This is a genomic window from Tepidamorphus sp. 3E244, from assembly GCF_046159835.1.
Lineage (GTDB): Bacteria > Pseudomonadota > Alphaproteobacteria > Rhizobiales > Tepidamorphaceae > JACKJK01.
Genome location: NZ_JBJXCY010000001.1, coordinates 1,642,453 through 1,655,004 on the forward strand (window position 1 = coordinate 1,642,453; position 12,552 = coordinate 1,655,004).

Annotated in this window: 9 protein-coding genes; 2 read left to right on the forward strand and 7 right to left on the reverse strand. The window is 65.6% G+C overall.

All coding sequences use genetic code 11. The features are described 5' to 3' along the window. Nucleotides 1-15 precede the first annotated feature (15 nt). The 3 genes from ACKTEK_RS07795 to ACKTEK_RS07805 all read right to left on the reverse strand — a co-directional run bounded on the left by ACKTEK_RS07795 (nucleotide 16) and on the right by ACKTEK_RS07805 (nucleotide 4,866). Nucleotides 16-804 (reverse strand): hypothetical protein, encoded by a 789-nt coding sequence (locus tag ACKTEK_RS07795; RefSeq protein WP_409164660.1) that lies wholly within the window; start codon nucleotides 802-804, stop codon nucleotides 16-18. Nucleotides 805-1,030: 226 nt separating this feature from the next. Then, a complete protein-coding gene (mfd, locus tag ACKTEK_RS07800) occupies nucleotides 1,031-4,567 on the reverse strand; it encodes a transcription-repair coupling factor (RefSeq protein ID WP_409164661.1) in 3,537 nt (1,178 codons plus the stop codon). Next, nucleotides 4,564-4,866 (reverse strand): succinate dehydrogenase assembly factor 2, encoded by a 303-nt coding sequence (locus ACKTEK_RS07805; RefSeq protein WP_409164662.1) that lies wholly within the window; start codon nucleotides 4,864-4,866, stop codon nucleotides 4,564-4,566. The genes mfd and ACKTEK_RS07805 overlap by 4 nt, the downstream gene beginning before the upstream one ends. A 134-nt stretch (nucleotides 4,867-5,000) precedes the next feature. On the opposite strand from ACKTEK_RS07805, the gene recG reads away from it, so the two are divergent. Continuing rightward, nucleotides 5,001-7,103 carry an ATP-dependent DNA helicase RecG gene (recG, locus tag ACKTEK_RS07810; RefSeq protein WP_409164663.1) on the forward strand — a complete coding sequence of 701 codons (2,103 nt, stop codon included), beginning with the start codon at nucleotides 5,001-5,003 and terminating at the stop codon, nucleotides 7,101-7,103. Here the strand turns inward: recG and ACKTEK_RS07815 are convergent, their stop codons facing one another. Beyond that, nucleotides 7,104-7,898: a DUF502 domain-containing protein gene (locus tag ACKTEK_RS07815; protein ID WP_409164664.1), complete on the reverse strand. Its 795-nt coding sequence runs from the start codon at nucleotides 7,896-7,898 to the stop codon at nucleotides 7,104-7,106. A gap of 139 nt (nucleotides 7,899-8,037) precedes the next feature. Here ACKTEK_RS07815 and ACKTEK_RS07820 point away from each other — a divergent pair, with 139 nt between their 5' ends. Further along, nucleotides 8,038-8,448 (forward strand): YbaN family protein, encoded by a 411-nt coding sequence (locus tag ACKTEK_RS07820; protein ID WP_409164665.1) that lies wholly within the window; start codon nucleotides 8,038-8,040, stop codon nucleotides 8,446-8,448. A gap of 17 nt (nucleotides 8,449-8,465) precedes the next feature. Here the strand turns inward: ACKTEK_RS07820 and msrB are convergent, their stop codons facing one another. From msrB to glmU, 3 genes are all read right to left on the reverse strand, one after another. Then, the gene (gene msrB, locus ACKTEK_RS07825; protein ID WP_409164666.1) at nucleotides 8,466-8,966 is read right to left on the reverse strand and encodes a peptide-methionine (R)-S-oxide reductase MsrB; all 501 of its coding nucleotides are present in this window, start codon (nucleotides 8,964-8,966) and stop codon (nucleotides 8,466-8,468) included. A 157-nt stretch (nucleotides 8,967-9,123) separates the two neighbouring features. After that, complete coding sequence (gene glmS / locus ACKTEK_RS07830; protein WP_409164667.1) at nucleotides 9,124-10,953, reverse strand: glutamine--fructose-6-phosphate transaminase (isomerizing); 1,830 nt, start codon at nucleotides 10,951-10,953, stop codon at nucleotides 9,124-9,126. Between the two features lie 115 nt (nucleotides 10,954-11,068). After that, complete coding sequence (glmU, locus tag ACKTEK_RS07835) at nucleotides 11,069-12,406, reverse strand: bifunctional UDP-N-acetylglucosamine diphosphorylase/glucosamine-1-phosphate N-acetyltransferase GlmU (RefSeq protein ID WP_409164668.1); 1,338 nt, start codon at nucleotides 12,404-12,406, stop codon at nucleotides 11,069-11,071. Nucleotides 12,407-12,552: the final 146 nt, after the last annotated feature.

The following is a 12,552-nucleotide window of genomic DNA, read 5'->3' on the forward strand; positions in this document are numbered from 1 at the left end:
CCGCACTGAGGTGCGCTAGACAACTTCCGTTATGTTTGCCGCGAAGGATTCCAGCAGCTTCGTGCGCTCGATATAGAGCGGATCGATGGCCTCCATCGACCGGCTGCCTTCGATCATGTCAGCCAGCATTTCTGTCCATTCCGCGCTGGTCGTGCCGAAGACGTTCTTGTAGCCCGCCTCACCCGGCTCATGGACGCCGACAACCTTGCCGCTGTCATCCAGCTCGATATTGGCCCCGATTGAGAGCGACAGGAACGGTGCGACAGCCATCATCCGTTCGCTGCCGCTCATGTCGGCGGTCGCTGCCTCCCACGCATCCTTCACACCTTGTGGTGAATTGGGCGGCGGGAAAACGAAACCCTTCGCCATGCCGCGCTCGACGATGGCGTCGTTGTTGGTATCCACCTGCTGGCTTTGCGGCAGCAGCAGGTTGAACGCGCCCTCCTCTGACTTCACGCCAGTGACACCGCGCGGCTCCGCCAGGCTGTGGACCCGCTGCAGCACGCCAATGTCTGCCTTGGAGAGCGACCCGACATAGCCGAGCGGATCGTCATAACCGCCATTCTTCGCAGCATCCTGAACGATCTCGGCAAAGCGCTGCCGGTCCTGCTCCGAAACGCCGCGGATGTGCATCAGCCGGGTGTCGTCGCGATTGAAGGCGCTGCCGGTCTCCTGGATCTGCAGCAGTGCGGCACTGACGGCGGCGGAAACGCCCGGTGCCTTGGAATAGGCCGGCGGCGGCGTTGCGCCGGTTGCTGACGGCTGGGCACTGTTGGCCGATGCATCAGCCGTCGGAGTGGTCACACTGGATTGGCGGAGGACCGATCCGGCTTGTTGGTGGCTGGTAATCTGCATGGGCGCGTCGGCTCCGGCTGTTGGCGAATACAAAGCCGGGTTTGCAAGTTGCGCGCCAGACGAACCGAGTGGGAAACGCTGGGTTTTTTTTGTCGCCGACGAGGCGGCAACACGCCACCTCGGCAAGATGTGCAGGGCAAACGGGAAGAATTTTCCGTCCTACCGGCCGAACCGCTCAGCTAGCTTCAGCCAGCTTCGCCAGGTCGCTCAACAGGCGGCGTGTGCCGGTCAGCCGATCGCTGGCGGCTGGCCAGTCGCGCTTGAGCAGGATCGAGTGATCCGGACGCACCTTGGCGCGGCGGCCCTCGTTGGCGACGAACTCCACCAGCCCGCGCGGATTGGCGAAGCGATTGTCGCGGAAGGACACGACGACGCCCATCGGCCCGGCCTCGACCTTCTCCACGCCCGCGCGCAGGCACAGCAGCTTGATGCGCACGACTTCCAGCAGGTCCTCGACCTCGTCGGGCAAGCGCCCGAACCGGTCAGCCAGTTCCCCGCCGAAGGCCTCGACCTCGGCATCGCTGGAGACCTGCGACAGGCGGCGATAGAGCTGCATGCGTACGTCGAGATCGGGCACGAAGTGGTCCGGGAGCAGGACCGGCGCGCCGACAGAAATCTGCGGCGACCACTGGTCCTCCGCAAGGCCCGTGTCGCCCGAGCGCAGCGCGGCAACCGCCTCTTCCAGCATGGCCTGGTACAGCTCGTAGCCGACTTCCCGGATATGACCCGACTGCTCCTCGCCGAGCAGGTTGCCCGCGCCGCGCAGATCGAGGTCATGGCTCGCCAGCATGAAGCCCGCACCGAGGCTGTCGAGCGATTGCAGGACCTTGAGGCGCTTTTCGGCCTGAGGCGTCAGCATCCGGTTGGCTGGCGTGGTGAAATAGGCGTAGGCGCGCACCTTGGAGCGGCCGACGCGGCCGCGAAGCTGGTAGAGCTGCGCCAGCCCGAACATGTCCGCGCGGTAGACGATCAGGGTGTTTGCGGTCGGCACGTCGAGGCCGGATTCCACGATCGCCGTGGACAGCAGCACGTCGTACTTGCCCTCGTAGAAGGCCGACATGAGTTCGTCGAGGTCGCCGGGGGCAAGCTGGCCGTGGGCAACCGCCATCTTCAGTTCCGGCACGCTGTCGCGCAGGAACGCCGCGCAGTCTTCAAGGTCGGCGATACGCGGGCACACGAAGAAGGTCTGACCGCCTCGATAGCGCTCGCGCAGCAGCGCCTCGCGCAGGATGACAGGGTCGAACGGGCTGACATAGGTTCGCACCGCGAGACGGTCGACCGGCGGCGTCGCGATCATCGAGAGTTCGCGCAGGCCCGTCATCGCCAGTTGCAGCGTGCGCGGTATCGGCGTTGCCGACAGCGTCAACACGTGGACGTCAGCGCGAAGCTGCTTCAGCTTTTCCTTGTGGGCGACGCCGAAATGCTGCTCCTCGTCGATGATGAGCAGGCCGAGATTCTTGAACTGGATCGACTTGCCGAGCAGCGCGTGCGTGCCGACCACGATGTCGACCGAGCCGTCCTTGATGCCGGCCTTGGTCGCGGCAAGCTCCTTTGGCCCGGCCAGGCGCGAGGCGTGCGCCACGTTGAGCGCAAAGCCCGACATGCGTTCGCGAAAGGTCTTGTAGTGCTGACGCGACAGCAGCGTCGTCGGCACGACGACAGCAACCTGGAAGCCCGCCGCAGCAGCCACGAAGGCCGCCCGCAGGGCGACTTCCGTCTTGCCGAAACCGACGTCGCCGCAGACCAGGCGGTCCATCGGCCGCCCGCTGGCGAGATCGTCCAGAACCGAGTCGATCGCCTGTAGCTGGTCGTCGGTTTCCGCGTAAGGGAACCGCGCGGCGAATTCGTCGTAGAGACCGTCCGGCTTCTCGATCTTCGGTGCGGTGCGCATGGCGCGGGCGGCTGCGACCTCGATCAACTTCGCCGCCATCTCGCGGATGCGTTCTTTGAGCTTCGACTTGCGCGCCTGCCAGCCGATGCTGCCCAGCCGGTCCAGCGTGACGCTCGCCTCTTCCGCACCGTAGCGACTGAGAAGCTCGATGTTCTCGACCGGCAGGAACAGCTTGTCGTCATTGGCATAGTGCAACTCGACGCAGTCATGCGGCGCGCCGGTGACGGTGATCGTCTTCAACCCGATGAACCGACCGATACCGTGGTCGACGTGAACGACGTAGTCACCCGGCGTCAGGCTAGCCGCCTCGGTGAGTATGTCCGCGCCCGACCGCGACTTCTTGCGGGGCCGCGCGTAGCGGTCGCCCAGCACGTCCTGCTCGCCGATGATGGCGAAATCATCCGTCTCGAACCCTGCTTCCAGCCCAAGTACGGCCAGCCCGGCCTCGCGCGGCTCCAGCGTGGCGATCTCCGCGAAGCTGTTGACCTCGCGCACGTTGTCCCAGCCGTGCCCCTGCAGCATGTCGGCAAGACGCGCCCGCGAGCCATCGCTCCAGCAGGCGAGCGCCAGCTTCTTGCCTTGGCCTGCCAGCTTGCGCAGATGCGTCACCAGCGCATTGAAGACGTTGGCCTGCTCGTCCTGCCGCTCTGGCGCGAAATCGCGACCCTTGGTTGCCCCGGCATCGACCACTTCGCGCGACCCGGTTTCCGGCACCTGGTAGGGATTGAGCGAGACGGCGCGGCGGTCCTCCAGACCGTCCGCCCAGCGCTCCAGAGGCATGTAGAGCGTATCAGGGTCAAGCGGCCTGTAAGACGAGGTTTCGTGGCGGCTGCCCTCTTCGAGCGCGGCCTTGCGGGCGAGGTAATGATCGCGCACCTGCGCGTGGCGCTCGCCATAGGCCTCGCGCGACAGCGCATCGAGGAGGAAGGGCGCCTGCGGGCAATAATCGAAGATCGTCTCCAGCTCGCCGTAGAACAGCAGCAGGTAGTGCTCCATGCCCTGGTGCCGGTGACCGGCGGAAATCGCCTCGTAGACCGGGTCGCTGGAAGACGTCGCACCGAATGCGGACCGGTAGCCCGCGCGGAACGTGCGGATCGTTTCCTCGTCCAGCAGGACTTCGCTCAGCGGCACCAGATCGAGGCCCGGTGCCTGAGAAATGGTGCGCTGGGTCTCGGGATCGAACGCGCGAATCGTTTCCAGTGTGTCGCCGAAGAAATCTAGCCGGACGGGCGACTCTTCACCCGGCGAGAACAGGTCGAGAATGCCGCCGCGCACCGCGTATTCGCCGCTTTCGCGCACGGTGCCGGTGCGCATGAAGCCGTTCGCTTCCAGCCAGGTGACGATGGCCGACAGTTCCACGATCTGGCCAGGCCGCAGCGAAAGCGCTGCACCCTGAACGCGTGCACGCGGCACCATGCGCTGCATGATGGCGCCGACGGTGGTCGCCAGCACGACCGGGCGCTTGCCCGCACGCGGCACGACGAGCCGCGCCATGGTCGCAAGCCGCTGGGAGAGGACGCCGGGCGTCGGCGACACGCGGTCAAACGGCAGGCAATCCCAGCCGGGCAGCGTCAGGATTTCGACATCGGGTGTGAAAAAAGCGGCGGCCTCGGCGTATGCGGACATGCGCGGCACGTCGCGCGCAACGAAGATCGCGTCCACCGCGCTGCCCTGCCCTGCCTCGGCAAACTGGCGCGCGACATCAGCAACGATGAACGCGTCATAGCCTTCCGGCACGCCCGCAACGACCGTCTCGCCGGGGGTGGTGGAAACCTTGAGTGGACCTGTCGCCTGCCGCAGGTTGCGCGCCGTCGCCGTCATCTGGCTAAGGTACCCGGCTCGGTCGCCAGGCTGAATTCACGCAGAGCGGCAAAGACCGGCGTATCGTAGGCCTCCGGCACCGGCTGCGCACCGGTCACCCAGTCGAACAGTTCCACGTCCGGGGCGTCGATCAGCTCCTCGAAGACCGCCAGATCGTCGTCGCTCATGGTCTCGAGCCGGTCATCGGCGAAGCGGCCCACCATCAGGTCCATTTCGCGCGTGCCGCGACGCCACGCCCGGAACAGCGCGCGGCGGCGGCGCGGATCGAGTTTCTCGCTCGAAAGCGTGGTTCCGGTCATGTGTCGTCCGATCTCGTGATGGTTGCCGCCACAGATAGCGCTGCGCCGCGCGATCCGCCACCCATGAGCTTGCCGCGCGACCAATTTTCGCGCCGGGTGCTGTCCTTCGCGGCGAGCCGGGTTACAACCGGCTCATGCGGCCCGACATCCTCAACCCGCTGTTTGCGCCCGCGACCGGCCTTGCCGGTATCGGCGACAAGACCGCGACGCTCCTGACCCGTCTCCTGCCCTTGCCGGAGGGCGTGCAGCCGCGCGTCATCGACCTGCTGCTGACGGCGCCGACCGGCACCGTGGACCGCCGCAACCGACCGACGCTGTCGCAGGCGCTGCCGGGGCAACTCGTGACGCTGGAAGTGGTCGTCGATCAGCACAAGCCGGTGCCGCGCCATTCCCGCGCGCCCTACCGCGTCCACTGCCACGACGAGACCGGCGCGCTGACGCTGGTGTTCTTCCATCCGCGTACCGATTACCTTGATCGTGCGCTGCCCGTCGGCGAAACACGATACGTCAGCGGCACCGTGGAGGCGTGGGGCGACCGGCTGCAGATGGTTCACCCGGACCGGATCGTGGATGCGGAAGGGCTGGCCAAGCTGCCGCCCGTGGAAACGATCTATCCGCTGACCGCGGGCCTGAAGCGCGCGACCGTCGCGCGCGCCGTCGAGGACGCGCTATCCAAACTGCCGCAGCTCGCCGAGTGGCAGCACAAGGGCGTGACGGACCAGATGCGCTGGCCGTCTTTCGCCGATGCGCTGCGCCTGCTGCATCGCCCGGAAGTGCCCGAGGATGCCGCCCCGGAAGGGCTGGCGTGGCGGCGCATCGCTTATGACGAACTGCTCGCGGGCCAGCTCGCACTGATGCTCGTGCGCAAGCGCACGGTGAAGGTTTCCGGCATCTCGCGCCCCGGAACGGGCGAGAAGCAATCCGCCATCCGCTCTGCGCTGCCCTTCGGGCTGACGGGCGCGCAGGGGCGCTCGGTTGCCGAAATCGGTGAAGACCTCGCTTCGCCCGAACGCATGGTTCGGCTGCTGCAGGGCGATGTGGGCAGCGGCAAGACCGTCGTCGCGCTCATGGCGATGGCTCAGGTCGCGGAAGCCGGCCAGCAATCGGCGCTGATGGCTCCGACCGAGATCCTTGCGCGCCAGCACTTTGCGACGCTCAGCGCCTTCGCAGGAGCCGCCGGGCTGACGGTCGCGCTGCTGACAGGCAAGGACAAGCAGGCCGAGCGCCGCGCGGTGCGCGAGAAACTGGAACGCGGCGAGATCAACATCGTGGTCGGCACCCACGCGCTGTTCCAGCAGGAGGTCGGCTTCAAGTCGCTCGGCCTCGTTGTGGTGGATGAACAGCACCGCTTCGGCGTCCATCAGCGGCTGGCCCTTTCGGCCAAGGGCGAGAAGCCGGATTTCCTCGTCATGTCGGCAACGCCGATCCCGCGCACGCTTCTGCTCACGCTCTACGGCGACATGGACGTCTCGCGGCTCGATGAGAAGCCGCCCGGACGCAAGCCTATTGCCACGCGGGCACTGTCCGACGACCGGCTGGAGGACGTCATTTCAGGCGTCGGACGGGCGATAGAAGCCGGCAACCGCGTGTACTGGGTGTGTCCGCTGGTGGAGGAAAGCGAGCAGGTGGATGCATCCGCCGCCGAGGACCGGTTTGCGGCGCTCGCGCTGGTCTTCCCCGGCAAGGTCGCGCTCGTCCACGGCCGGCAGGACCAGGCATCCAAGCAGGCTGCCCTTGCCGGGTTCCAGTCCGGGCAGACGCCGGTTCTCGTCGCAACAACAGTTGTCGAAGTCGGCGTCGACGTGCCGGAAGCAACCGTGATGGTCATCGAGCACGCCGAGCGCTTCGGCCTTGCACAGCTGCACCAGTTGCGCGGGCGCGTGGGACGCAGCGAGCGCGCCTCGTCCTGCCTGCTGGTCTACAAGCCGCCGCTGGGCGAAACCGCGCGGGCGCGGCTGGAAGTCATGCGCGAGACCGAGGACGGATTCCGCATCGCCGAGGAAGACCTCAAGCTGCGCGGCGGCGGCGATGTGCTGGGCACCCGGCAATCGGGCATGCCGGGTTTCCGCCTTGCCCGGCCCGACGTCCATCTCGACATGCTGGAAATGGCGCGCGACGACGCACGCCTCGTCATGGAGACCGATCCCGACTTGAAGGGCGAGCGCGGCGATGCCCTGCGCGCCCTGCTCTACCTGTTCGACAGGGACCACGCGGTGCGGCTGCTGGGGTCGGGATGATCAGACCGGCTCGGTGCGCTTCTTCTGCGCGACCTGCTCCTCGACATAGGCCTTGGCTTCCTGGCTGTCCTTGAAGGGCGGAATGACGAGACCGGCGGAAATCGCCAGTTTTGCGGCCTCTTCCACGGACATGTCGAGAATGACCACGTCCTTCTGCGGCACGAACATCAGGAAACCGCTGGTGGGGTTCGGCACCGTCGGCATGAACAGCGACCACATCGGCTCGCCCTCGCCCACCCGGTGCAGCACCTCGCCGCGCGTGGCCGTCGATATGAAGACGATCACCCATGAACCACGCCGGGGAAACTCGACAAGCCCGACCTTCTCGAAACTGCCCTGCGACTGGCTCAGCACAGTCTCGAATATCTGCTTCAGCGCCTTGTAGAGCGAGCGTACAAGCGGCATCTGATCGAGCATGTTCTCGCCGAAGCGCAGCACCGTGCGCCCGAACAGGTTTGCCGTCAGCGCGCCGAGCAGCGTGATGAAGATGATCGCCAGCACGAGGCCGACGCCGGGTATCGTGAAGGGGAGATAGTTGTCCGGATTGTACTGGCGCGGGATCAGCGGCTTGATCCACGTATCGACCCAGGAGACGAAAGCCCATGTCAGATAGACGGTGATGCTGATCGGCGCAGCGATGACGAGGCCGGTCAGGAAATAGTTGCGCAGGCGCATGCCGAACCCGCCCTTGCGTGGCGGCGGCGCGCTGAGCTGGTCGAGTTGCAACGCCTCGGTGAGGGTTGTCTCGGTATGGGGTGTGTCACTCCCCTTGTCGGGAGGCACTTTGCTGATCATCTGGAATCCTTCGGGAGCAGCGAACGCTTGTGCGAATCTATCATGATTGGGAACACGCAAGCAGCTATTCCGTTTCCTTCTGTATCCAGTTTCGAGCAAATTTTCTGAAAAAGCGGTTGCGCGCGGGAAGGATCCGCCGATGGACGAGTGCGAGAACGGCCGTGTCGCCCCGGCTGCACCCCTGCCCGGACGCATGAAGCGGCTCGCGTACCTGTGCGCGGGCTTCTTCCTCGTCGCGCTGGGGCTGATCGGTGTGGTGCTGCCGCTGATGCCGACGACGATCTTCATGATCCTCGCAGCGGCCTGTTTCGCGCGCTCCTCGCCCCGGTTTGATGCCTACCTGACAAACCACCCGAAATTCGGTCCGCATATCCTGCGCTGGCGCGAACGCGGGGCGATTTCCCGGCGCGGGAAAATCGCTGCCGTGCTCGGCATTTCGCTTGGCTGCGCGCTCTTCTGGTTCAGCGCAACGCCGCTTGTCTCGCGCGTCTCTACGACGATCATCCTTGCAGGGGTCGCCGCGTGGTTATGGTCGCGACCGGAGGACTGATCCTTCAGGTCAGCCGGTCACGCGTCGCGCGGACGGAAATCGAGCGCGACACCGTTCAGGCAGTGGCGCTTGCCAGTGGGCGGCGGCCCGTCATCAAAGATGTGGCCAAAGTGCCCGCCGCAGCGGCGGCAATGGACCTCGGTGCGCTCGACCAGCAGGCTCCGATCGGCCTTCGTCTCGACCGCATCCTGCAGGCTTTCATAGAAGCTCGGCCAACCCGTGCCGCTGTTGAATTTTGCCTGCGAGGAATAGACGTCGAGGCCGCAGCCCGCACAGGTGAAGGTGCCGTCGCGCGTTTCATCGTTCAGCGGGCTGGAAAACGGCCGTTCGGTGGCTTCCTCGCGCAGCACGGCGTACTCGTCCTCGCTCAGCATCGCGCGCCACTCGTCCTCGCTGCGTGAAATCTCGAAACTGGCGTCGCGCACGTCGCCGGACTGGCGCCAGTACAATAGTCCGCCTGCCGCAGCCAGCGCGCCAACGGCTGCGCCGGACAGCAGAAATGCTCGTCTGTTGGTCATGGGTTCGCTCCCGTTGTTTCTCGTGCCGGATCGTTCGGCTTGAAGAAGAAACGGGTTCGGAGGCCGTGAAGTTGCAGACAGGACGCGCGAAAAGCCGCCAGGCACCGCGCTTCAGGTGCCAAATCGCGCGAGTCGGGGCCCAAAAGCGACCCGCGACCTACTCGACGGTGACCGACTTCGCCAGGTTGCGCGGCTGGTCCACGTCCGTCCCCATCACGACAGCCGTGTGATAGGCCAGCAGTTGCACCGGAATGGCATAGATCAGCGGCTGCACGAACGGGTCAACTTTTGGCATGGTGACGACCTCGGCGGCGTAGTCGCCCGCCATGTCGGCCCCTTCGCCATCCGTGATGAGGATGATGCGGCCACCGCGCGCGGCGACCTCCTGCATGTTGGAAACGGTCTTTTCAAACAGCCTGTCGCTCGGTGCGACGACGACCACGGGCGTCTGTTCGTCGATCAGCGCGATCGGGCCGTGCTTGAGTTCACCGGCGGCATAGCCTTCTGCGTGAATATAGGAGATCTCCTTGAGCTTCAGCGCGCCTTCCAGCGCCAGCGGGAAGCTGAGGCCGCGCCCGAGATAGAGCACGTCGCTCGCCTTCGCGAGGTCCTTGGCTATCACCTCGATGGCGTTCTCGGCGTGGAGCGCGACGGATGTCTGGCGCGGCACCTCGATGAGGCAGCGCGACAGGCGATTGATCTCCTCGGTAGACAGTGTGCCGCGAACGCGCGCCGCTTCAAGCGCCAGCGCGGCAAGGACCGCCAGTTGGCAGGTGAAGGCCTTGGTCGACGCGACGCCGATTTCCGGCCCGGCGCTGGTCGGCAGGATCGCCTCGGACTCGCGCGCAATGGTGGATTCGCGCACGTTCACGATGGACAGCGTGTGCTGCTTCTCTGCTGTGCAGTAGCGTAGGCTAGCCAGCGTATCGGCGGTTTCGCCCGACTGGGAGATGAAGATCGCCAGCCCGCCGGCCTTGAGCGGCGTTTCGCGGTAGCGGAACTCGGACGCAACGTCGATATCGACGGGAATGCGCGCGTATTGTTCGAACCAGTACTTCGCAACGAGGCCGGCATAATAGGCCGTGCCGCAGGCCGTGATGGTGATGCGGTCGAGGTTCGCGAAGTCGAACTTCAGGTCCTCGGGCATCTTCGGCTGCTGTCGCGACATATCGAGATAGTTCGCCAGCGTGTGGCCGATCACTTCCGGCTGCTCGTAGATTTCCTTGAGCATGAAGTGGCGGTGGTTGCCCTTGTCGACCATCAGGGCGGAGGCCAGCGACGTCTGCACCGGGCGTTCGATCTCCGCTCCCGTTGCGTCGTGGATCGTGAGCGTGTCCGGCGTCACGACAACCCAGTCACCGTCTTCCAGGTAGGTCACCCGGTTGGTGAAGGGCGACAGCGCGATGGCATCGGACCCGAGGAACATCTCGCCGTCCCCGTGGCCCACCGCGAGCGGGCTGCCGCGGCGCGCGCCGATCAGCAACCGGTCGTGCCCCTCGAAGATGAAAACCAGTGCGAAGGCACCCTTGAGCCGTTCGAGCGCGCTGGCGACAGCGTCCTGTGGGTTCGCGCCCTTCGACATCAGATGCGCGACAAGCTGCGCGATGACTTCGGAATCGGTCTCTGTCTCGAAATGCGCGCCGGCGGCCTTCAATTCGTCCTTCAGCTCGCGGAAATTCTCGATGATGCCGTTGTGGACCACCCCCACCGACGCGGTGACATGCGGGTGCGCGTTGTTCTCGGTCGGCGCGCCGTGGGTCGCCCAGCGGGTGTGACCGATGCCGATGGTGCCCTGGAGCGGCATTTCCGACAGCCGGGTTTCCAGGTTGCGCAGCTTGCCCTCGGCGCGGCGGCGCGCCAGGTGCCCGTCGCTTTCCAGCGTCGCGATGCCGGCTGAATCATAACCGCGATATTCCAGCCGCTTCAGCGCGTCGACGAGTCCCGCCGCCACCGGCTCCTTGCCAATGATTCCGACAATTCCGCACATGCGTTTGATCTGTCCCCGTGGAGAGTGGCCACGTCAGCTATGTGAACTGCGCCGCCCACACCTGCCAACTGACGATTTGTTGCCGAATTTTACGCGAAAACGCGACGAACGTCGCTCAGCTATCGGATTTATCCTTACTGCCGCGCATTGCAACCCAGCCCGGCATCTCCACCTGCCGACCGCGCCCGATGGCGAGCGCACCGGGCGGCACGTCCTTGGTGATGACGCTGCCGGAGCCGACATAGGCCCCGTCGCTGATCGTGACCGGTGCAACCAGCGAGGAATTCGACCCGATGAAGGCGTTCGCGCCGATGCTGGTGCGGTGCTTCGAATGGCCATCGTAGTTGCAGGTGATGGTGCCCGCGCCGACATTGGCGTTCTCACCCACCGTGGCATCGCCCACATAGGACAGGTGATTGACTTTCGCGCCGGCGGCGAGGTCGGCGTTCTTGATCTCAACGAAGTTGCCGATCTTGGTGCACTCGCCAAGGTGCGCGCCGGGGCGCAGCCGCGCGAACGGACCGATGCGCGCGCCAGATGAAACGTGGCAGCCTTCCAGGTGGCAGAACGCCTCGATCCGCACGCCACCATCGATCCGGACACCGGGCCCGAAGACAACGTTGGGACCAAGGATCACGTCCTGCCCCAACACCGTGTCATGGCACAGGGTGACACTTGCGGGGTCCGTCATGGTCACGCCGCCTGCCATGGCGGCATGACGCAACCGCTGCTGCATCAGGCTTTCGGTCGCGGCCAGCTGGATACGGTCGTTGACGCCGCCGACTTCTGCCTCGTCAGCCAGTTCGGAGACGGTCTTGCCGCCGTCGGCACGCGCGATCTCCACGGCCTCGGTCAGGTAGTACTCGCCCTTGGCATTGTCGTTGCCGATCCGCTCCAGCAGCGACAGCATCTTCGGGCCATTGAAGGCCATGACGCCGGAATTGCAGCGCGTGATGACGAGTTCGTCGGCACTGGCATCCTTGTGTTCGCGGATCGCGACGAGGTTATCACCGCGCATGACGAGCCGACCGTAGCCGGTCGGATCTTCCGCCTCGAAACCCAGCACGGCGACGCTCGCCCCGGAATCGACCGCAGCGCACATCTTCTCAAGCGTCTGCGAGGTCATCAGCGGCGTGTCGCCAAAGAGCACGACAACGCGCTTGTGGTCAGGCTTCACCGCATTGCGCGCGGCCAGCACCGCATGCGCCGTGCCGAGGCGCTCCGCCTGCACATGGACTGAGCAGCCCGGCGCGGTGCGTCGCGCGCAATCGGCAACGTCCTCGCGGTCCGGCCCGACGACCACCGCGATATCGGCTTCACCGGCACCGCTGGCAGCAGCGATCACATGGGCGACCATCTCGCGACCGGCTATCCTGTGCAGCACCTTCGACAGGGAAGAACGCATACGTGTCCCCTCGCCCGCAGCTAGAACGATGAAAAGCGTATCGGCCATGTGGAACCCGTCTCCAAGCGGCAAGTGATTCAAGTCGCGCCACACCTAGCGCAAGCTCGCGGGCTTGTCGCGGGTGCGGGGTCACGCAGGCGCTTATCGTTACCGCTTCGTTAACCGCAAGCGGTCATGCTCGCGACGAGTCGAAA